The 22,426-nt window shown below is 43.4% G+C and carries 20 protein-coding genes; 9 read left to right on the top strand and 11 right to left on the bottom strand.

The window, feature by feature from the left end; all coding sequences use genetic code 11:
* Positions 1–36 precede the first annotated feature (36 nt).
* On the bottom strand, positions 37–2,793 hold the full coding sequence (locus FTV48_RS04085; RefSeq protein ID WP_179999468.1) for an autotransporter assembly complex family protein: 2,757 nt from the start codon (positions 2,791–2,793) through the stop codon (positions 37–39).
* A 174-nt stretch (positions 2,794–2,967) separates the two neighbouring features.
* Here FTV48_RS04085 and FTV48_RS04080 point away from each other — a divergent pair, with 174 nt between their 5' ends.
* Complete coding sequence (locus FTV48_RS04080; RefSeq protein ID WP_100535308.1) at positions 2,968–4,287, top strand: MFS transporter; 1,320 nt, start codon at positions 2,968–2,970, stop codon at positions 4,285–4,287.
* A 3-nt stretch (positions 4,288–4,290) separates the two neighbouring features.
* Positions 4,291–4,926, top strand: coding sequence for a 2-polyprenyl-3-methyl-6-methoxy-1,4-benzoquinone monooxygenase (gene coq7, locus FTV48_RS04075; RefSeq protein WP_074383217.1), 636 nt, complete (start codon positions 4,291–4,293; stop codon positions 4,924–4,926).
* A 142-nt stretch (positions 4,927–5,068) separates the two neighbouring features.
* Here coq7 and FTV48_RS04070 read toward each other — a convergent pair whose 3' ends face one another.
* On the bottom strand, positions 5,069–5,770 hold the full coding sequence (locus FTV48_RS04070; protein WP_005097208.1) for a DUF1003 domain-containing protein: 702 nt from the start codon (positions 5,768–5,770) through the stop codon (positions 5,069–5,071).
* 277 nt (positions 5,771–6,047) lie between these two features.
* Here FTV48_RS04070 and FTV48_RS04065 point away from each other — a divergent pair, with 277 nt between their 5' ends.
* A complete protein-coding gene (locus FTV48_RS04065) occupies positions 6,048–6,749 on the top strand; it encodes a VIT family protein (protein WP_005097209.1) in 702 nt (233 codons plus the stop codon).
* Positions 6,750–7,342: 593 nt separating this feature from the next.
* On the opposite strand, the gene FTV48_RS04060 is transcribed toward FTV48_RS04065, so the two are convergent.
* From FTV48_RS04060 to FTV48_RS04045, 4 genes are all read right to left on the bottom strand, one after another.
* Positions 7,343–7,780, bottom strand: coding sequence for a 2-amino-4-hydroxy-6-hydroxymethyldihydropteridine diphosphokinase (locus tag FTV48_RS04060; protein ID WP_100355339.1), 438 nt, complete (start codon positions 7,778–7,780; stop codon positions 7,343–7,345).
* Entirely contained in the window at positions 7,737–8,117 is a 381-nt protein-coding gene (folB, locus tag FTV48_RS04055) for a dihydroneopterin aldolase (protein WP_074383219.1), read from the bottom strand. Before folB ends, FTV48_RS04060 begins: the two co-directional genes overlap by 44 nt.
* A 169-nt stretch (positions 8,118–8,286) precedes the next feature.
* On the bottom strand, positions 8,287–9,585 hold the full coding sequence (locus tag FTV48_RS04050; protein ID WP_005097212.1) for an AarF/ABC1/UbiB kinase family protein: 1,299 nt from the start codon (positions 9,583–9,585) through the stop codon (positions 8,287–8,289).
* A gap of 58 nt (positions 9,586–9,643) precedes the next feature.
* Positions 9,644–10,414, bottom strand: a complete 771-nt coding sequence (locus tag FTV48_RS04045) for a HesA/MoeB/ThiF family protein (protein WP_100355341.1) — start codon at positions 10,412–10,414, stop codon at positions 9,644–9,646.
* Between the two features lie 482 nt (positions 10,415–10,896).
* Here FTV48_RS04045 and FTV48_RS04040 point away from each other — a divergent pair, with 482 nt between their 5' ends.
* A complete protein-coding gene (locus tag FTV48_RS04040; protein WP_179999467.1) occupies positions 10,897–11,427 on the top strand; it encodes a pyridoxamine 5'-phosphate oxidase family protein in 531 nt (176 codons plus the stop codon).
* Positions 11,428–11,681: 254 nt separating this feature from the next.
* Here the strand turns inward: FTV48_RS04040 and FTV48_RS04035 are convergent, their stop codons facing one another.
* The 3 genes from FTV48_RS04035 to FTV48_RS04025 all read right to left on the bottom strand — a co-directional run bounded on the left by FTV48_RS04035 (position 11,682) and on the right by FTV48_RS04025 (position 15,749).
* A complete protein-coding gene (locus FTV48_RS04035) occupies positions 11,682–13,328 on the bottom strand; it encodes an AMP-binding protein (protein ID WP_179999465.1) in 1,647 nt (548 codons plus the stop codon).
* 266 nt (positions 13,329–13,594) lie between these two features.
* Positions 13,595–14,731 (bottom strand): acyl-CoA dehydrogenase family protein, encoded by a 1,137-nt coding sequence (locus FTV48_RS04030; protein ID WP_179999463.1) that lies wholly within the window; start codon positions 14,729–14,731, stop codon positions 13,595–13,597.
* Between the two features lie 247 nt (positions 14,732–14,978).
* Positions 14,979–15,749, bottom strand: coding sequence for a 3-hydroxyacyl-CoA dehydrogenase (locus tag FTV48_RS04025; RefSeq protein ID WP_005097220.1), 771 nt, complete (start codon positions 15,747–15,749; stop codon positions 14,979–14,981).
* A gap of 137 nt (positions 15,750–15,886) precedes the next feature.
* Between FTV48_RS04025 and FTV48_RS04020 the strand changes: the two genes are divergently transcribed.
* Both FTV48_RS04020 and FTV48_RS04015 read left to right on the top strand, forming a co-directional pair.
* Complete coding sequence (locus tag FTV48_RS04020) at positions 15,887–16,909, top strand: AraC family transcriptional regulator (RefSeq protein WP_179999461.1); 1,023 nt, start codon at positions 15,887–15,889, stop codon at positions 16,907–16,909.
* A 227-nt stretch (positions 16,910–17,136) separates the two neighbouring features.
* Positions 17,137–17,490 (top strand): hypothetical protein, encoded by a 354-nt coding sequence (locus tag FTV48_RS04015; RefSeq protein ID WP_005170516.1) that lies wholly within the window; start codon positions 17,137–17,139, stop codon positions 17,488–17,490.
* 172 nt (positions 17,491–17,662) lie between these two features.
* Here FTV48_RS04015 and prmC read toward each other — a convergent pair whose 3' ends face one another.
* On the bottom strand, positions 17,663–18,481 hold the full coding sequence (prmC, locus tag FTV48_RS04010; protein ID WP_179999460.1) for a peptide chain release factor N(5)-glutamine methyltransferase: 819 nt from the start codon (positions 18,479–18,481) through the stop codon (positions 17,663–17,665).
* On the bottom strand, positions 18,481–19,569 hold the full coding sequence (prfA, locus tag FTV48_RS04005) for a peptide chain release factor 1 (RefSeq protein ID WP_005097224.1): 1,089 nt from the start codon (positions 19,567–19,569) through the stop codon (positions 18,481–18,483). The genes prmC and prfA overlap by 1 nt, the downstream gene beginning before the upstream one ends.
* 346 nt (positions 19,570–19,915) lie before the next feature.
* Here prfA and FTV48_RS04000 point away from each other — a divergent pair, with 346 nt between their 5' ends.
* The 3 genes from FTV48_RS04000 to FTV48_RS03990 all read left to right on the top strand — a co-directional run bounded on the left by FTV48_RS04000 (position 19,916) and on the right by FTV48_RS03990 (position 22,193).
* Positions 19,916–20,347 carry a glycine zipper 2TM domain-containing protein gene (locus FTV48_RS04000; protein ID WP_005097225.1) on the top strand — a complete coding sequence of 144 codons (432 nt, stop codon included), beginning with the start codon at positions 19,916–19,918 and terminating at the stop codon, positions 20,345–20,347.
* Positions 20,348–20,580: 233 nt separating this feature from the next.
* Entirely contained in the window at positions 20,581–21,033 is a 453-nt protein-coding gene (locus FTV48_RS03995; RefSeq protein ID WP_005097226.1) for a hypothetical protein, read from the top strand.
* 155 nt (positions 21,034–21,188) lie between these two features.
* Complete coding sequence (locus FTV48_RS03990) at positions 21,189–22,193, top strand: LLM class flavin-dependent oxidoreductase (RefSeq protein ID WP_100355348.1); 1,005 nt, start codon at positions 21,189–21,191, stop codon at positions 22,191–22,193.
* The last annotated feature ends 233 nt before the right edge of the window (positions 22,194–22,426 follow it).

Raw genomic sequence — 22,426 nt, 5'->3', positions numbered from 1 at the left:
GATGTACCCAAATAACTATTTTTAAAAAATGATGTTTTATAACTGCGAACCAATAAAGAAATGCAGACGAATTGGGTGATTGTCATCAGACAATCCAGTCGCCACATCGATACGAATCGGTCCAATCGGTGAGGCCCAACGTATCCCCACACCCGCACCATATTCGGTCGGATTACTGAACTCTTTATTATAAGCATTTCCGGCATCTGCAAAAACCGCAGCACGCCAGCCTTCCCTAAACTGATAGTTATACTCTAAGGAAGCAACCCCTAAGGCCTGACCACCGACTTTAAAGCCTTCAATTTCCGGAGAAAGACTCTTGTAATCAAAACCACGAATGCTCTGGTCACCACCGGTGAAATATCTCAGGTTATACGGCACTTTGGCAAAATCTTCAGTGAAGATATAACCGGCATCGGCACGTCCAACAAACTGATGATCTGCATTTTCACCCAATGAATAGATAAAACGCCAGCCTGCATTTACAATCGCCATATCTGCATCAGACAATAACGCCTCACTACCCAGCTCGACTTTGTAGGTCTGCTTGAAACCCTTGGTCGGATTGACCCGACGATCGGTATCGGTACGTGAAACTTCATAACCGACCAGTAACGACTGCTGTTCATCTTCGGTATTAAAGCGAAACGCTTCCGGAATCTGGTTAAAATCAACAGAACCATTCTGCTTCAAGCGATCCAGACGGTAACGCGCTCCAAAAGTACGCTGCCAGTTACCCAGCGGGTTTTTAATAATCCGGTCTACACCCAGCACTGCCGATTCAATTTGCAGACCTTCACCTTGAGCCACGCCATCACGTTCTTCGCGCTCATAACCACCGACAATACTGACATAATCATTCAGCGGATGGTGATAAGGAATGTTATAACGACCATCGATGGACTGCCGGATACCGGACAACTCGAGGTTGGCATCAAAAGAATGTCCGCGCTTATTTACAATGGCGCGGCGGTACTGACCACGTAGACGGATATTGGTATCTGTTCCATAACCCAGACCCAGTTCAGCACTGTTTAAACGGTCTGCATTTAAAGTCACAATCACTGGAACTTTCTTCTCTTCCCGCGCTTGTGCCTTTAAACGCTCCTGCTCATTTTCTTTGGTCTGCTGCTCGACCCGCAAGCTTCTTAAATTTGGATTTTCCTGATCGCGGCTACCGGCAAACTGGTCTTCATCGACGACATTTTGAGTGACTTCTTTAGCAGATGCCACTGAGCGATCAGGCTGTGTCGCAGTCGCCTGATCTTCAGAAAGTTTCTGTTCTTCTATCAGGCTTTGAATATCCGGTGCCAGCTCCAGCTCCCTGTCAACCGGATCAGGGCGAATTACGTCCACCAGGGTATAGTTAAAATAGCGCGAGTTGGTCAGGTTATTGGCCAGGCTATTCACTCGCCAGAAGGTATAGTCTGCACCATCTTTCCAGGTGACCAGACTTTCGAGTACATCACGATCCAGCGGAAATTCCTTTTCAGGATCACTCATTCTAAACTCGACATTGCCCAGCTTGTAACGCTCGCCTGTCTCGAAACGTAGATTTACATCGGCCGTATTTTGTGGCTGTGCAATCTTGACATCATGCAAGCGCCAGTATGAATCAAAATAACCGTTGTTATTGGCGGCAGTATTAATCCGTTGTTTGGTCTGTTCATAATTGCCGTGATTGAAAATATCGCCCTCTTCCTGCTCAGGCAAAAGACTGATGACCTGGAATTGCGGCTGTTCCGCACCCGCTCCGCTAAATTCCAGATTTTGTGTAGTGATCAGCACAGGTTCATTCGGAGTGACAAAAACCCGAACGCGACTATCAGAGATTTTTTCAAACCTGAACTGGGCATTGTAATAACCGACTGCCTGTGCCGCCTGTCGGGACAAGGTTCGCAGTTGTGGCAAAGCGGAATTAAAGTCGCCAAAAGACTCCAGGGTAAAACTGGACAGTTTGGCTTTGACATTATTTCTTAAATTCAGATAGCCTTCAGGCTCAGCTCTACGATTCAGCATACCATTGCTTTGCGCAATACCTTCGCCGTTCATAATCACCACATCCGCACTAATTCGCGGAACTCTCGCGGTCATGATCTGACGTGGCGGACGGATTTTATAAAATAGTCGTTTAAAAATATTGGGACGTTTCTCATCTTCAGCAACAAGTGGCCCCGTTACTTCTGGCAAAGTCATGCCGGCTTCATTATTTTGTACAATAATCTGGCTGTCTGCCTGAATCGATTGCATCAACTGGTCGACATTTACAGGTGCCTGATTGATTTCAAGTAACTCTTGCTGACTGATATCTGCTACGACTGTTTCAGCGGTCTGGGTATTGCGATAATTTTGTGCTTCCTGCTTGGCTTGCTCGGCCTCACGATAGATTTCATTCGCCATGTTCTGGTCAATGGACTGGATCGGCAGCTCTTCCAGATCATCGAACTGGATCGGTGTAAATACGTCCAGACCGGAGCCTGCATTTTGCTGTTGCTCCAGCATCAACATGCTGTCGACAGATGCTTCCGGCTGTATCGCTTCTTCAATTTTTTCGGTGGCTTCATTTTCAGATGTGACCAGTCCCTGTCGCATCGCTTCTTTGGACAGTTCATCTACCATTTCTGCCTGAGAAATGGCCACAGGTGTTTCAGGCTGTTCGGTTTGTGCCATGCTCTGATGGGATAACATCATAAAAAAAATGCTCATACACAGCTGTGCCCCACTCTGAAGTGGTATAAGCGACCCCATACTGCGATGAAGCATCGTTTTTTTAAATTTTTTCTTTGCAGGCATGGCAAACTCGAAACGAATACATTCTTTAATTGATTATTTGACCGAAAAATATAAGCTAAAGAGCTTAATTGATTGGTTTTTACCTTTACATGGCTGAAAGTATCTTACATGATTTTTCTCAATGTTTACGCATAACTGACATTTCTTAATAAAACTTAATGTAGCACGCTCTATATGAACAAAAATGAACATTTGTTAGCTTCTCGGCGCTTTTTACCGATGTTTCTGACGCAGTTTTTTGGTGCATTAAACGATAATGTATTTAAACAAGCGTTACTCCTGGTCATCACCTACGGCTGGATTCAGCAACAATCGGCCAGCATCAGCACCTTGAATAATCTGGCTGCTTTGCTGTTTATCCTGCCTTATTTTATTTTTTCAGCCACCGCCGGACAAATTGCCGATAAATACGAACGTTCACAGCTGATTCGCTATTTAAAGATTCTGGAAATTGTGATTATGTTGTTGGGAACGGTGGGTTTCCTGCTTGGCAATCTCTGGATTCTGTTATTTGCCTTGTTCCTGATGGGAACCCAGTCCACCTTCTTTGGCCCAATCAAATATGCCATTTTACCGGAAGTGCTAAAACCCAATGAGCTGATGTCTGGCAATGCCCTGTTTCAGTCCGGAACATCGCTGGCAATTTTATTCGGTATGATTCTGGGTGGTGCGGTCATTGCTGCATCTTCTGGTAATCTGATCTGGATCAGTTTAACAGTCGTTGTGATCGCCCTGATTGGTTATGGATCGAGTCGTTATATTCTCAAACAAAATATCCCTGCACCAGAACTGCAAATTGACTGGAATTTTTTCCGTACTAGCTTGCAAACATTAAAATATGCTCAGGGTTTGCCATTAGTCTTTACCATTTTATTGGGCAACTCATGGTACTGGTTTTACGGCGCAACCTATCTGACTCAAATCCCTCAACTGACCTTGCAAAATCTGCATGCCTCTGAAAATGTTGCCAGCCTGCTCTTAACTTTCTTTTCTGTCGGAATCGGGCTAGGTTCATATTTATGCCGTAAAATTGGCGGCAGCAAGGTCAATATCAAGATGGTGCCTTTTGGCGCAATCGGTCTGGTGATCTTTGCCCTATATCTGGCCGCGAGTCTGGCCTTTGTTCCAGCACGTACCGGTGAATTAATCGGTCTGGCTGATGTGTTTCAGCAAGGCTGGAGTTATTACCATGTGATGCTGGCAGTGACCTTACTCGGGATTAGTGGCGGTTTTTATATCGTACCGCTTTATGCCATGATGCAGGCGCATTCTCCCCGCTCACATCGTGCGCGTGTGGTTGCAGCAAATAACATTCTGAATGCCGTTTTCATGGTATCTTCTGCTATATTTTCGATTATTATTTTAAGTATTTTAGAGCTTGATCTTAAAGTACTTTTTTGTATTACCGCAGTGTTGAGCGGCCTGTTTACCCTATGGCTGCTTTTCCGACTCAAACCCATGATCAAAACCGCGAAAACACCCTTGGAGGATTAATTCATGCGTCAATATACAGGTGTCGACAAGCTGATTCATTCTTTTGATCAGGCATTACGCAGTCTCGTCCCGGGCACGACATCGGCACAACGTGAAAATCCAGCCCAACCGGTAGAAACACAATTGACGGTGAGCGATGCCCGTCATGTGGCAGGTTTGATGCGGGTCAATCATAGTGGTGAAGTGTGTGCACAGGCGCTCTATCATGGTCAGGCCATGACGGCAAAACTTCCGAATGTTCGTCGTGAAATGGAACAGGCAGCGATTGAGGAGCAGGATCATCTGGCCTGGTGTGAAGACCGCTTGAAAGAACTGGATAGCCATACCAGTCTGCTCAATCCGGTCTGGTACGGCCTGTCCTTTGGTATGGGCGCGCTGGCCGGAATTGCCGGTGATAAATACAGTCTGGGTTTTGTCGCAGAAACTGAACGTCAGGTGAGCATGCATTTGCAGCATCATATCAGTCAGTTGCCGCCGCAAGATGAGCGTTCTCGGCGCATTCTGGAACAGATGAATGAAGATGAGCTGCATCATCGGGATACAGCGTTGAAGGCAGGCGGTGTAGATCTGCCTGCTCCGGTCAAAATCACCATGACAGCTATTTCCAAACTCATGACCAAGACCAGTTATTTTATTTAAAAAGATCGATCCGATCTCAGCCCACGCATTGTGGGCTTTTTATTACGCTTCAAATCTTGAGCGAGATAATAAACTCAAGGCATCTGGCGATCTTATTACTTATAAGCTCTATAAAATGATAGAGATTCTCCACAGCATCCTTTTAATCTTTTTTGCTCATTTCAGAAAGTAGGTCTAACTGGATTTCCTGGATTTGCGCCAACCGTTCCCATTGATGCAGCAGCAGATGATCTAATTTTTCATGTAAATGCTGAATTTCCAGTTCAGCTTTTAAGTTGATCTGATAATCATTTTGCGAACGTAAGCGGTCTTTTGCTTCCTGTCTGTTCTGGCTCATCATAATAATAGGTGCCTGAATCGCCGCAAGACAGGAAAGGATTAAATTCAATAGAATAAATGGATAAGGGTCTGCAGGCTGAGTCACCATCACCACAGTATTTATCGTAATCCATAGACCTAGAAAAATTGCAAAACAGATCAGAAAGACCCAGCTTCCACCAAAAGTTGCAACTTTATCGGCCAGCCTTTCACCCAAGGTCCACTTTTGCTCTAATTCCGTTTCCACATTTTTGGTGATCAGTTCATGCTGATGCATGCTATGAATCACTTCGACCTCAAGATCTGTGACCTCACCCTTTTCCAAACTTAATAATGAATGTACATACTGCATGCGATAGCGGGTTAGATCTGTCTGACAAATATAATCTTGCGGCGTCCAGACTGGAATATCCTTGCCAATCTCTTCAGTAATGACTTTTCTGACCGTTCCCATCGGAGTAAGATCTTTCAGAAGAAAGTGCTTGCCGCACACCAAACATTTATGGCTCTCATTTTTTTCTTTCATGATAATTCTCTTTTTAAACCAGCTCACTCAGCTATAATTTTTATATAATTGTTTTTATTAAATAAATTTGATCCCTTGGATATCAATTATATATCAAGTCCGTCTGGTCTTTTGAATAAATGAATTTCACCTCGGTTTTATTTTGGATTGATAAAATACTTAACCAAGCGCACTATGATCTGATCATTCAAGGTAATTTTCAGATCGATTCAATCCTACTATCTATACATGACTTAAATTTACTATAATCATAATGATAATAAAAAAGGGCTTCATTGTGCGCCATTCATACCATCTTGAAAAACATTATATCGAACGTGCGGGCTGGCTTCGTGCAGCTGTACTGGGGGCAAATGACGGGATTATTTCGGTCACCAGTCTGGTGGTGGGTATCGCAGCCAGTGGAGCATCCACTGAAATTTTATTGGTAACCTGTGTTGCCGGATTGATTTCTGGCGCCGCATCAATGGCAGCTGGTGAATATATTTCAGTAAAATCCCAGCAAGATATTGAAACCAATGATCTACTCATGGAAGAGCGCGAACTGCAACGCCATCCCACCCATGAATTAAATGAGCTCAAAACGATTTATATACAACGAGGTCTGGAACCCGCTTTGGCACAACAGGTCGCTGAACAGTTGACCGACCATAATGCCTTGGATGCCCATGCCCGGGATGAAATTGGTATTTCAGCACATACCTCGGCTCAGCCCTTTCTCGCTGCATTTTCTTCGGCTATGGCATTTACGGTAGGTTCATTATTTCCTTTAATTTCAATCATGATTCTACCGGAACACTATCTGGATAAAGGCGTCATGCTGATTGGCGTTTTAAGTTTGGGGATGATGGGTGCACTGGCGAGCTATGCCGGTGGAGTGAGCGTATGGAGAGGTGCAGTTCGGGTGATGCTGTGGGGAATTATCGCCATGTTATTCAGTGCGTGGATCGGATCATTATTTAATGTGTCTGTTGCCTAAATATGGGTTTATTTTTTAGTTAAATACAGAATAGGATTGAGCGGTTCTTCTATTAACATCACTGAAAAATGTTTTTTCGAAAAACTAACGGCTCTAACAAAACTTGAGTTTATTTTAATTTACGTTCAGTTTTAATTTAGACGCTTAAACCTTAAGATCTATGTCTGAGAGGTATTGTTATGGAAACTGCGATCATTCTTGCCATCTTGGTGATCATTATCGTATTGCTGATTATTTTTTATAACAAGAAAAAGTAAAAGCGCGATGATGCATTTTTACTGCTTTGAGGATTTTTACCGAACTTAAAATAAATTCTATGGCTTCAAATCAATCACATATGAATTACCTGTCGGAAAACCATGAAATCCCCATTGAATGATATAAAGAATCACGAGGATTAAAATGACATAAGCCAAGATTTCTCATATTTTTATGTTTAAATTTTTTCTAATCTCATCTGCCCCATCTTCGCTGAATTTTTCTTTTGATCTAAATACAAAAACTAAATCATAACAAAGCCTGATCTTGCTTGATCAGGCTTTTAAACATTCGTATTGCATAAATTACATCAGCAAAAAATTAGGTGATTTGATTTAAATCAGCTGTTCAACTCTTGGGAAACAATGTAACTCATGCTCGAATACAGGGTCTTGCCAGATATCAAACATGGGAACTTTTACATCCAAAGCCAGGGGCAATTTTTTTTCATTAAACTGCATATGTCGAAGATCTGATCCCCAGGCAATCAGATCTACATCCAGGGTAATTTGATGCGATGGACGTGTCCGCCCTGATGCCTGTTCCAGCTGTTTAAGCAGCTCAATAATTTCTGCACTCGACACCGAACTTTTTAATAGACATGCCGCATTCCAGTAATCGGCGCCGATGCCATCCCGGCAAGGAATCCTATAAATGGGAGAGAACTGGACTTCTCCCCATTCAGAAATACCTTGCTGTGCAGCTTGAAAATGTTGCTGAGGATGACAATTACTCGCTAATGCTAGAGCGAAAATCGTTTCGGTGGCGTTCAAGACGTATCCCTACAGAATTGGCTTGCGCGATAATGGCAGGCTTACGGATCGTAATATTAATCGATTCAATTGCTGTAAAGGTAGTAAAAAGTGCATTCAGCACTAACTTTGCTGCATGTTCAATCAATTCAGGCTGAGCTTCTTGAATGACCTTGGCTGAAATCTCACAAATTTCTGCATAATTCAGCGTATCTGCAAGAGCATCTGAATTTGATGCCTGTTCTAAATCGGTTTGAATGGTCAAATCCAGCATTAAAGGCTGAATAATTTGACGCTCCCAGTTAAAGCAGCCCACGACTGTTTCAACCTTTAAACCTTCAATAATAATGGCGTCCATTGGATTGCTCGAGAATATGATATTTACAACTAATCTCCCTAAATCCCTCTTTTATAAAGAGGAACTTTTATCGCTTATACTTTATCAAGCAGTGAAACACTCCTCCCTGAGCTATTTTAAAGCGCTGCTTTAAAATTTGCGCAAGGAAGGGAGGTCGGGAGGGATTAAATTAATGCTTTAACAGTAAATTCGGATCAATGTCCTGAATCATTTGCAAACGCTGATCGGCATAGATATCGGTATATGGTGCCAAAATTCGCATAAAACGGTCGAAATACAGCATTTGCTTAAACAGCAAAGCAAAGTCGCGCGGGAAGCGGATGCCGTGACGTTCACCCACAGCCACCATATCCATCATGATATCGTTCAGATCAGCCGGATTTGATGTTAACAGCTCCTGAGGGTCTGCCATCAATACGCCACTGAATAAACGCTCAAGATCCGCTGCCAGAACTTTGGTATCAATCTGCACAGCAGTCATACCCATTTTCAGCATGTTCTGTGCCATCAACTCATAATTGGTATGTTGCAATGAATCCATAAATGCCATACATGCCGTCCATACCTCAGGTTTGAGCTGGCCAACAATGCCAAAATCGATAAAACCGACACGGCCATCTTCGAGCAGCATCAGGTTGCCTGCATGCAGATCGGCATGGAAACTGTTACACATCATCAGGCTGCCAAACCAGGTGTTCATTGCGGTAATGAGTACTTGAGATGGATCTTTGGATACTTTTTTGACCACTTCAAAATCGGTCAATGGCACACCATACAAGCGTTGCATGGTCAGCACACGACGGGTCGAATACTGATGATAAACCTTAGGTGCAGTCGCTGCCTTATTATTGGTGATATTCAGATAATTGACAAAATCATCCAGATTCTGTGCTTCTTCGATAAAATCAACTTCACGTACCATCCGGGTTTTGATTTCATCAACAATATCGGCCAGCGAAGCGAATTTGACTTTGGGCACGGCTTTTTCCAGCACTTTGGTCGCCCAGTGCAGTACATTTAAATCGGTGTATAAAATGGTTTCCACACCCGGTTTTTGTACCTTAATCACGACATCTTCGCCAGACACCAGCTTGGCCGCATGCACCTGTGCAATAGACGCAGAGGCCAATGGCGTTTCATCAATCGAGGCAAAGATCTCATCCAGATTACGCCCTTCAAATTCAGAGGCCAACACTTGCTGGATATAACTGAACGGCAAGCGTGGAGTCTGATCCAGACAGCCCTGAAATTCTTCTACATATTCACGCGGAAATAGAGACGGCGTACTGGCAATAAACTGCCCCAGCTTGATATAAGTTGAACCCAGAGATTCAAAAGTCTCCCGCATGAGTTTGGCATTGCTTGGCTTTTCAGTAGCATATTTAAAGCCCGCCTTTGCCGCAACGACCGCTGTTTCTCCCATGCGGGCAACTGAACGTATTCCATCTAACCAGATATTGTTTTTCATAATGTCTTAGGAAAAATTAATTACATGCAGTGTAGCAAAAAAATATTAATTTGCAGGCTTATCTTGCCTGACAGATCGGACAATCTGTATCTTTTTCGAAAGCGAGAATCCGCTGCTTAAAACTCAATCCATCCCATAACAGCAGTTTTTGTCTGAGTGGCATCAATCCCAAACCCAGATATAACAAGGCATGATGGGCTTGCAAGCTGGCCATCACGTTAGGCGTGGTCGCCAGTACTCCGGAATCTGCACAGCGCAGACTTTCATCGGCCTGATTCTCGGGTGGGAACAGGCAGGCATAGCAGGCCGAATCCCCTTCGAGCATAAAAAGTTGCCCTTGCAGGCCAATCGCCGAGGCACTCAACAAAGGTACATTCAGTTCTACACAGCGCTGATTAACCAGATAACGTGTCGCAAACTGGTCGCAACCATCCAGCACCAAGTCCTGATGCCGAATCACACTGACTGCATTTTCAGCCGTTAAGGCCTGATTAATATATTCAACCTGTACGTTTGGATTAATTTGGCCCAGTCGTTTCGCCAGAATTTCTGCTTTGTAAAGTCCAAGATCCTGCGGTGTAAATGCAAGTTGTCGCTGTAAATTGCTCATCTCGATCGTATCTGGATCGATTAGGGTAATTTTTCCTACACCGGCACGTGCCAAAAGCTCTGCCAGTGCACAGCCAATTCCACCACAACCAACAATGCAGACATTAGAAAATTTTAACCGTTCTTGAGCATCAATATCCCAGCCATCCAGAAGAATCTGACGGCTATACAGATGCAATTCAGCATCGGTGAGTTCGAATTCTGGGGATATGGCATCCATATTAAATGTAGACAACGTCTTTCCTTGTTTCGAAAATTTTTAACAATGATCGCAAAAATTGGCTTTACTGATGTTTCTAAAGGCTAAAAATTTTTGGAAGATCAATCTCACAGTCAATTCACAGCACATCAATAAATGGTTTGGCCATCGCTGAGCCAAATAGCATATCAGCTAAACGCTCGGTATCAAGCTGCAGCCACTAGGGCTTGGCAAGATTTTTTGAATCACCTCAATTAAACGGTTCCGGCAAACAGCTCTTTCTCATTTATAAAAGGTGTCAAACCTGAAGTTTTTAAAATCTTTGCTATTGAATTACCCTGTAAATAGAACTGCCTTGTTTAGCAATTCTGTAGTCTCTGCCTGTATTTGAGTATGAAAATGTATGAGTTCAGTGAGACCTAAGGCATCTGTCTCTAAATATGATTAATCTGAAAATACCAAGCAATCTTTTCAGCTTTCATAAAATCGTATGGAGAACATACATGACCGAGCATAACAATACTCAACATGATAATCGTGAAAAATTATGGGAATTGATCAAGGATGTTCGTTACACCATGATCAGCCATTTAACTGACACCCATGAAATCCATTCCCAGCCAATGACCATGCTGAACTCCGAGCAGATGAATGAACGCCAAAACTTATATTTCATCCTGCGTAATACCAATGATCTGGTCAAAGCAGCAGAAACAGGCCGTGGTCAGATTGGTTTGTCTTTTGCAAAACCATCAGATGGTATTTATGTGTCGATCAGTGCTCATGCCCAGATCAGTACTGACCGCATTCTGATTGAACAGTTGTGGAATCCATGGGCTGAAAACTGGTTTGAAGGCAAGGATGATCCGACTGTACGGGTATTGATTGCTGAAGCAGTTAGCGCAGAATATTGGAATGTGACAGACAACAAAGTCACCCAGCTTTTTAAAGCCTTAAAAGGCGGCGTAACTGGTGAAGCGGGTGAACCGCATGCAAAACATCAAAAAGTGAATCTGCAAGGCAATATCTGGTAATGAATGAGATTTAGCCTCTTTTTCTTAAGAGGCTAAACTTTTGATATATTTCATTTTAAACATTCATGTGATTTTAATGTAATGACATAAAAATTATAATTTTAGCTTGCCTCAATCTGCTCTCTTAAAAATATAAGTTTGGGAAAATCAGCTCAATATCTGACTAAAATTTAAGTAAAGGATTTATTTCCTAAAAAACCAAAAGGCTGCTATGGCAGCCTTTTAGCATTCAATCAAACAATTAATTTGAAAAATTAGCTGACTCGCTTCATCTCTTGAAGTTTGGCAACTTCCTGCTGTTTGAGTAAATTGCGCTGAATCTTGCCACTCGATGTTTTAGGCAAAGACGCCACAAACTCAATCTCTTTCGGATAGGCATGTTTGGATAAGCGTGAACGTACATAACTTTGCAATTTTAACATCAAATCCTCAGTAGCAGGATAAGCCGATTTAAGCACTACAAAGGCTTTCACAATTTCTGTTCGTTCTGGATCTGGTTTACCAACGACTGCAGATTCAAGCACTTCTTCACATTCCAGCAAGGTACTTTCTACATCAAAAGGCCCCACCCGATAGCCTGAGGTTGTAATGACATCGTCCGCACGTCCAATAAAATCAATACCGCCATATTCATTCAGTTTTACAGTGTCACCGGTTAAATAATACCGCCCGACAAAAGACTTTCGATTATGACCGGCATAGCCTTTAAACCACATCAAGGGTGAAGCCGAACAGTCAATTGCCAAGATTCCAATCCCGCCTTTTTCGACTTCCTGATGTTTTGGGTTCAATACCGCAAAGCGATGCCCCGGAATCGCAAATCCAGCTGAACCCACTTTTTTATGATGCTCCAAGCCATGATGATTGGCGATCACCATACCGAGTTCAGTCTGTCCATATTGATCATAAATATTCACATTTAAATCATGATTGAACCACTGGATCACTTCAGGCGTAAGCGGTTCACCTGCACTACTGACCACACGCAAATGCGAACTAATCCCTGCATCAAATTTTTCTTTAAAGCCAAAGAACATCCGGAATGCGGTTGGCGAGCCAGTCAGGTTACTGACTTTATATTTCTCAATGATATGTACAGCATTATCGACGCTAAATCCACGTTCATCCATAATGATGCTATGACCTAAACTGAGCGGGCCCGCAATGCCATAATATAGTCCATAGGCCCAACCTGGGTCGGCCAGATTCCAGAAGGAATCTTCTTCTCGCAGATCTACGGCGTGCAGCATATAGCCTTTAAAGGCCAACAACGCTTTTAAAGGTACAGGAACCGATTTTGCCAAGCCTGTGGTGCCTGAAGTAAACATCATCAGAAAAATATCATTAAATTGGCCACTCACTGGCTCAAACTCTTCTGACTGCTGCTTTAACTCGGTCCAAAAATCAGCATCCGGATAATGATCTGCCACTGCCTGATGTACGGTCAGAATATTTGGAACATTCAGATCATACAGTTTCAGGCGCTGCTCTTGATCGGTGACAATCAGTTGAGTAGCGGCCGTACTCATACGATGCTCAATTGCTTTACTTTCAAAGGCAGTGAACAAAGGCTGATAGATAGCACCGATCCGCCAAGTGGCCAAAATAGTAATTAAGAGTGCAGGTGTTCTTGGCAGTAGTCCAGCAATACAATCTCCAGCCTTTAAACCCAGAGAATGCATATAATTGGCCAGCTGTCCTGAAGCAGTTGCCAATTGTTCAAATGTCCACTGCTCTGTTTGACCATTTTTGCCTTCCCAGATCAGTGCGGTTCGGTTTTGGCCAAGGTAACGTCCACAACATTCAGTATAGGCATTGATGGACTCTGCATTTCCAGCCAGATGTTCCTGAACCATATTTTCAAAATTGAAATCAACATATGCTTGTTCTAGTGTCTTCATGACGACAACCTCTATCCTGTTGTATTTTCAGGCGACCTTGCCTGAGTGTGTCCACTTATCGTTGTTGTTCCTGCTGATTCCATCAGCATAGTTTCTTCACATCTGATTCATGCCTGATGACTAAGACATGAATCATGCTGCTTTATTTATCTTCTGCGTACTGTCTGTCTTTAGCTAATCAGGGTTGCTTGATCCTGGCAATTTCCATATCCATCAACCGAAATGCCAGATTTGAATATCGACCAAAATCTATTTTTTAATCAAAATCAACGTTGACAGACTTCACGCGCAATCACCAAACGTTGAATATCCGATGCACCTTCATAAATTTGGCTCACGCGCACATCACGGTAAATACGCTCTACTGGAAAATCAGAGACATAACCGTAGCCACCATGAATCTGAATCGCATCGGAACAGACCCGTTCTGCAATGGTTGATGCAAACAGTTTTGCCATTGAGGCTTCTTTTAAGCAGGCTAAACCAGCATCTTTTAAAGTTGCCGCATGCAAGGTCAGCTGACGTGCCGCTTCAATTTGTGTCGCCATATCTGCCAGCCTGAAAGCCACTGCCTGATGCTGCACAATTTCTACACCAAAGGCTTTACGTTCATTGGCATATTCCACCGCTGCATCCAGCGCAGCCCGAGCCATCCCGACTGATTGTGCTGCAATACCAATACGACCAGATTCAAGATTGGACAAGGCAATTTTGTAGCCTTCACCTTCCTGACCCAGCAGGTTTTCCACCGGAATCCGGCAGTTATCCAGAACAATCGTCGCGGTATCGGAACAATGCTGACCCATTTTCTCCTCTAGGCGTGACACGATATAACCCGGTGCATCGGTCGGTACCAGAAAACATGAAATGCCTTTTTTCCCTGCCAATTTATCTGTCACAGCAAAGACTAATGCGATCTGTGCATGTTTGCCCGTGGTAATAAACTGCTTGGTGCCATTAAGTACCCATTCATCGCCATCACGTTCGGCCCTACATTCTAAAGAACTGGCATCTGAACCGGCCTGAGGTTCTGTCAAGCAGAAACAACCCAGCCATTCACCGGTGGCCAGTTTAGTTAAATACTGCTGTTTCTGTGCTTCGGTGCCATAACGCTGGGTAATCCCACAAGGCAAAGAATTCTGCACACTAATAATAGTCGAAATTGCGCCATCTCCTGCGGCAATTTCCTCAAGTGCCAAAACCAGAGAAACATAATCCAGACCTGCACCGCTCCATTCTTCAGCAACGGTCATACCCAGTGCGCCAAGCTCACCCAGTTCTTTGAGTTCTTGTGCAGGAAATTGTGCTGTTTTATCGCGTAAGGCCGCTGTTGGTTTCAGTTTCTGCTGCGAATAATTGCGCATCATGTCCTGAATCATTTTTTGTTCATCATTTAAAATCATTGAACTTCCCTTTCTATATCTATTTTATTTACTTCAAGCTTTTTACTATTGAGATCGTTGGAACGTCAGTTAAGGCGGCATGCATGTCGCCTGCGAAACTGAGATACAGGGATGTATCTTCAGTTTCGCAAAGGATTTTTGTTTCTTTTGATCCTTCAAAAGAAAATGCATGCTTAAACAAAGTCATTTAAATTCAATGAGAAACTGGCAGCTGTGCAAATCATCATGTCCTATATAAATCGAAGACTTATTTAGGCTGCATGCGAATCGCGCCATCCAGACGAATCACTTCACCATTTAAATAGCTATTTTCAAAAATATGCCCCACCAGCTGGGCAAATTCCTGAGGTTTAGCCAAACGTGATGGGAATGGCACCATTTGTCCCAAAGCATCCTGAACATTTTGCGGCATACCTTTTAGCATCGGGGTTTCCATAATGCCCGGGGCGATGGTCATCACTCGAATGGCTTCACGTGCCAGTTCACGAGCCAAAGGTAAAGTCATCGCCACCACTGCACCTTTGGAAGCAGCATAAGCGGTCTGGCCAATTTGACCATCATAAGCGGCGACCGAAGCGGTATTTACAATCACGCCACGCTCTTCTTCACCAGATTGCAGTTCATATTTTGCAATTAACGCCGCTGCATGACGTAGCATATTAAATGTGCCATTCACGTTAATATTCAGCACTTTTTGGAACATCGCCAATTCATGAATACCGTTACGCCCCAGCACTTTGGCAGAAGGTGCAATACCTGCGCAGTTGATCAAACCATTCAGTTGAGCATACGCATTTTCGACATGTGCAAAGAACGTTTCTACGGCCTGCTCATCGGTGACATCCAGCTGTACAAATTCAGCCTGCTCACCCAGTTGTTGCTGTAATGCCTCACCCTGCTCTTGATTCATATCGACCAGAATCACTTTGGCACCGTGTGCAACCAGATGCGTGGCTGTCGCTGCACCCAAACCCGATGCTCCCCCGGTAATCACAACGACTTTTCCCTGAATTTTCATATTTCTTCCCTGATAATTTTCTATTTGAGATACGACTTAATATGCAGAGTAAACAGAGTTTTTATTCTGTACAATTTCCAAATATTGCATCTTGCCTGAGGTATTTGGACAATAAAAATGAGGATGTCACACTGAACATGCATAAGCCTGCACTGGAATATAGCAAAGGGACTATTTCGATCGACTTGGTCAAGGAAGCCTTGCTCGATGCCAAACGATTAGAATTTGATATCTCTACTATTCTGAAAAAAGCCAATATTCCAGCCGAAGTACTCAATGCACCTCAAGCGCGCGTGTCGGTAAGCCAGTTTGCCCAATTATGGACAGTGCTTGCAGACAGCATGAATGACGAATTTTTTGGCATGGACAGTCATGCCATGCGCCGTGGCAGCTTTAAATTGCTTTCAAAAATGCTTATGCAGGCAGATACACTGGAAAAGGCGCTACAACACATTTTGCAATTTCTCAACTTGATTCTGGACGATCTGCAAAGCACGCTTCTCGTTGAGGAACACTATGCCTATATCGTGATTTATGATTTAAAATCTACAAAACGCATGTTTAGTTATGCGACCTATCTGATGCTGATTCATACCTTGATCTGCTGGTTAAGTGGACAACGGATTTTGCTGAATCAGATTCAATTAAAATGTCCTGCACCACTCGATGATTTTGATTATAAAGTCCGTTTTTGTGAACAGATTGAATATCAGGCCAATGAAAACTATGTGCAGTTTGATGCAAGCTATCTGCAACTGCCGATTAAGCAGGATGCTCAATCCTGGTATCAGTTTATTCAACAAACGCCTCACAATTTATTGGTGCGTTTTAAAAATCCTTATGCACTCAGCACCCAGATTCGCAGACAGCTTCTGCAAGTTTCACCGTCAGAATGGCTAGAACTGAATGATCTTGCCTCAAAAATGAATATGTCCGAGGCGACCATACAACGGCGTTTAAAAAGCGAAGGGGTCAGCTACCAGCAATTAAAAAATGAAATACGCCGGGATACCGCAATCGAATTATTGACGCGTACTGAGCAAAGCTTGCAAGACATCAGTGACCAGCTCAACTTCCAGGAATCCAGCGCCTTTCATCGTGCCTTTAAGAAATGGACTGGAGTCAGTCCGGGAGCTTATCGTCAAAATAATATTAGATAATTTATATAATTTAATACTTAAAAAATATTAATAAAATTTTATTGAAACTTAAGTTCATATTTTTACTGTGATTATAAATTTCAAGCCCTGCAGCATATATTAGCAGGACTACACAGTCATCCAGAAAGCTTTGCAATTCGACTGAGAATAGATTATTTTTCACTCAATTTATAGCACTTTGCTATTGGCTGTACTCCCAAATTTTCTCCTAAGTTGAAGGTATTTTCATGTTAAAGATGACTGATGTTCTTGAACAGAATCTTGTTCAAAACTTCGCCAATGCTTTAGTTCATTCAGCTGATCAAATCTCTGAACAGCTTAATCAAGCTATTTTAAGTGCCTCTGACTCAGCGCTTAAAGATGTTGTGGTTCAGTTCTTTAACCGTGTTGATGCAACTGAAACTGCGGCAGCCTTAGAAATTCCGGCAGATCGCATTGTCGCCCTGCAACAAGGTATTGCGCTCAAAGATGAACAATACTTGGCAGATACCGTGAAAGTTGTAGCGCTTTGTCTGGCAATGGAAACCGGTGGCTTAGATCAAGTCGAAGTCTATGACTGCCTGCAAGACTATCCGATGTAATTCTTTTAAAGAATTTAACAAAAGTGATGCTCTGGCATCACTTTTTTCTTTATAGGATAGTAATAGAATGTCATTAAAAATACTGGATATTTCAGATGTTAATCTAAGAATTTAAAAAACCAAAAAAAAAGCGACCAAATCGGTCGCTCTTTTCATAAAGAAGGATTAAAAATTAATGCGGCCACTGACCCAAAGTCACCCGATCATTACCGCCATAATCTTTTACGGTACGGACCTTTTTATAACCGGCCTGCTTAAATAGATGCTGCACGGCATCAGCCTGATCATAACCATGCTCAAGCACCACCCAGCCATTGACGGTTAAATGCTTTTTGGCCTGAATAATAATGTCTTCCAAATCAGCCAAGCCCTTTTTATCCGCAACCAGTGCACGTTGCGGCTCGGTCGCCAGATGCTGCATATGTGCATCATCCGGATCGATATACGGCGGATTTGAAGCAATCACATCAAAGAACTGACGGCCAAATGGTTTCAACCACGAACCCAGAACGAATTCTACATTCTCAATATCATGTTGTTCTGCATTATATTTGGCTACTTCAAGCGTAGGCGCATAAATATCTGATGCAACAATCACCCATTCAGGACGCTCCGATGCAAGCGATAAGGCAATTGCACCTGTGCCTGTACCCAAATCTACCACACGGGCATCTTCAGGCAAATCTAACTTTAACACGGTTTCAACCAGCACTTCAGTATCAGGACGCGGCACCAACGTATCTTTGCTGACTTTCAGATCCAAAGTCCAGAATGGTTGTGAACCGGTGACATAAGCCAAAGGTTCACCGGCAGCAATTCGTGCCAGACCATCCTTATAAGCTTGTTCCTGCTCAGGCGTCAATTCCTGATCTTTTTTCATCAACAGATTAAATGAATCAATCTTGGTGATGTGTTCCAGCAACCAGGCATTTTCCTGACGCTCATAACTTTCAGCTTCACCGCGTAAAGCCAGCGCTTGTAAAATATTCATTATCCACCATTCTGCTGTGCAAGCATGGCCAACTGATCGGCCTGATATTCGCGATGCAGGCTGTCCAGCAATTCGGTCAAATCACCTTCCATGACCGCATCCAGCTTGTATAAAGTCAGGTTAATACGGTGGTCGGTCATACGACCTTGAGGGTAATTATAGGTACGAATACGTTCTGAACGATCCCCTGAACCAACCAGATCACGACGCATTTCAGAGGTTGCAGCATCGGCAGCAGCCCGTTTGGCATTTTCTAAACGAGACACCAAAAGTGCCATCGCTTTGGCTTTGTTTTTGTGTTGCGAACGTTCATCCTGACACTCCACTACCGTGCCTGTCGGTAAATGGGTAATACGTACCGCAGAATCAGTTTTGTTAATATGCTGACCACCAGCACCTGAGGCACGGTAAGTATCAATCCGCAAATCCGAGGAATTGATTTCTACCGAAGTATCGACATCGACTTCCGGTAAGATCGCAACGGTACAAGCAGACGTATGTACACGACCTTGCGATTCGGTTGCTGGCACACGTTGTACACGATGCGCACCACTCTCAAACTTCAAGCGACCATATACACCGTCACCATTGATCAGGCAAATCACTTCTTTATAACCGCCGTGTTCACCTTCATTTTCTGACAGGATTTCAATACGCCAGCCTTGATTTTCTGCATATTTACTATACATGCGATACAGATCACCCGAGAAAATCGCTGCTTCATCGCCGCCGGTTCCGGCACGAATTTCCAGATAAGCAGAGTTGGCATCATTTGGATCTTTTGGAATCATCAGAATATTCAGGTCTGATTCAAGCGCTTCAATCAAAGCTTTATTTTCTTTGATTTCCTCTTGTGCCATTTCCTTAAAGTCCGGGTCCGACAACATGGCCTGAGCTGTTTCAATATCTTCTTCAGCCTGTCTGTACTTGCTCCAAACGCTGGTGATTTCTGTCAGGTCATTATGCTCACGCGACAGCTGACGAAAACGTTTATTGTCTGAAATTACTTCTATATCAGCCAATAATGCTGTCAGCTCTTCGTGGCGGTCAGAGAGTTGGTCTAATCGTAAACGTAACGATTCTTTCATTTTTTAAAAAATCTCAAAACATAGGCTGCAACTAAAAACCGATTTAGCACAGCGAAATCAAAAAATTGCGCCTAGTTTAACGATTCTGGCTTCTAATGAACATCATTATTGAGTAAGTCCACGCCGCTATCATTCTCTCTCGGCAGCATTTGTTAACAAATAAGATTAAAAATAGTGGAATTGCCTTTTTTATAATCGATCTTATGCTTATTTCTTGCAGATTTTACAATTCATCAAATAAAGCAGTGAATTATGGAGAAACATCTTCATATTATTCTGGGCATGATTTGTTACATTTTCCACATCGAAATAAATACAGTCCTGTTAATGGACACGGAGTGATGACATGAAACTCAACGCACTTTTAATGAGTACAGTTTTAGCTGCTGGTTCAATGATGGCGGTAAATGCACATGCAGACAGTACAGCACGTGTTGCAGCAGCAAGTGCCTTAGGTAGTGTTGCAGGTACAGCCCTAGGTAAAAACATGGGCGGCAATACTGGCGCTACACTTGGCGCAGCCTTAGGTGGTGCAGGCGGCGCAGCAGTGGCAAGTAGCAAAAAGAACCGTACTGAATCTGCAATCGGTGGTGCTTTGGGTGGCGGTGCAGGTTATACCGTAGGTAAAAACATGGGCGGCAGCAATGGCGGTTATATCGGTTCAGCCTTGGGTGCTGCCGGTGGTGCTGCATTAGGTAACAAGATTTCCAAAGACAAAACTGCAGAAAAAGCCAAATCACGCCACTACAAGAAAAAACGTCATTACCGTTATAACTGATCAATGCGTTAGACCTCAGACATTCGTCATTAAGAGCACCTTCGGGTGCTTTTTTTATGCTTTTCAAACACAGTCAAATTCATGTAATACATAAAATTATTCACTCAAAATCATGAATAAATTAAGGAGATAAAAATCACAATTCGTCAACACGGCCTTCATGCTGTTTGACGCTTGCTAGATTAAATTGATCTTATCAACAAATACAGCTAGATATACGAAAAGGTGTACTCATGAACTATAAATCTCTAATGATCGCTGTTGTAGCAACCTCAGCCATGGGTATGACAGCAGCCAATGCCGGTAATACCACCAATACAGCTTTAGCTTCAGCACTTGGTGGTGTGGTTGGTGCAGCCGTGGGTAATAAAATGGGTGGTACAACCGGTGCAACCATCGGTTCTGCGATTGGTGGTGGTGCTGGTGCAGCTGTTGCGGCAAACAAACGTGACCGTAATGGTGCGATTATCGGTGGTGCCCTCGGTGGTGGTGCCGGTTATGCAGTCGGCCGAAATATGGCGGGTACCAATGGCGGTTATATCGGTGCAGCACTAGGTTCTGCGGGTGGTTCAGCACTGGGTAAAAAAGTCAGTGAGGATCGCCGTTATGATGACCGCTATGACCGTCGCTACAGTTCAAAAAACTACCGCACGAATGACTATCGCTATAACAACCGTCGTCGTTAAGGCTGCACTCTCTAAGCTTCCCTCCTTAAATAAGCATCTTCGGATGCTTATTTTTTTGCCTGTTATTTTCGTTTACACTTATATCGATTTTTTTCGATATACAAATACAATGCAAAGTCGTATGCTTTTAGTCATGTCTATTTAAGAGTAATACGATGCGTACACTTAACGATACCCGGTTCTCTATCCTCGAACTGGTTCCTGTTCGTGACGATAAGACTATTCAATTCGCGCTGAACCACGCGCTGGAGCTTGCCCAGGCAGCAGAACAACTGGGTTATAGCCGAATGTGGCTGGCAGAACATCACAATATGGATGGCATTGCCAGTTCAGCCACAGCCGTTCTTTTAGGCTATTTACTGGCGAACACCAAAAGCTTAACTTTAGGCTCAGGCGGGATTATGCTCCCGAATCATGCGCCGCTGGTGGTGGCTGAGCAATTCGGAACTTTAGCGACCTTATATCCAGATCGTGTTGAACTCGGTCTGGGCCGTGCTCCTGGAACTGACCAGATGACCATGCGTGCCCTGCGCCGTGGCCGTCAGGAAACTGAAGATCAGTTCCCGCAAGATATTCTGGAAATTTTGCAATATTTTAAAGATCCAGAGCCAAATCAGCGTATTGTTGCGACTCCCGGTCAAAGCACGCATGTTCCGGTCTGGCTACTCGGATCGAGTCTGTTCAGTGCACAACTTGCAGCAAAACTGGGCCTGCCTTATTCTTTTGCTTCACATTTTGCCCCGCGTATGCTCGGTCAGGCGATTCAGCTGTATCGTGAAAACTTTGAGCCTTCCGAATATCTGGAACGTCCTTATGTCTCAATGGGTGTCCCAACCTGTGTGGCAGATAGCGATGAAGAAGCAGAATACCTCGCGACCAGTGCCTATCAGCGGGTTTTGTCATTGATTCGTGGTCAGACCTTAAAACTGAAAGCGCCGATAGATTCAATGGACGGTCTATGGTCACCTGCCGAGAAAATGTCGGTTGATAATTTCTTTGCCATGGCACAGGTCGGCTCCAAAGAAACTGTGAAAGCTGGGCTGGAATCGCTTTTGGCCAGATATGATGTCGATGAGTTTATCTTCACTTGTGACATCTATGACACTGACAAGCGTCTGCATAACTTTGAGCTGTTGATGCAGCTTAAAAACGGGCAATAAATGAAAGCGACATCTACCTATTCTCAGCAATGGGTAGATGTTGTATAACTTTCAAATAAAATAGCAACAATCTGTTCAACACCGTCATCCAAACTTTTTCTATTCATTCTTCTCTCTTACTTAACACCACCGCTTTTTAATCATATTTATATCTCCTGACTTAGAAAAAATAAGCCGCTGTATTTCTGTCAAATAGATGACTGTCTAAGTTAAATTTTCTCCTTTACCCTGCT

The organism is Acinetobacter sp. YH18001 (genome assembly GCF_013416975.1).
In the GTDB taxonomy this organism is placed as follows: domain Bacteria; phylum Pseudomonadota; class Gammaproteobacteria; order Pseudomonadales; family Moraxellaceae; genus Acinetobacter; species Acinetobacter pseudolwoffii.
This window is presented reverse-complemented; position numbering and strand designations above follow the sequence as displayed.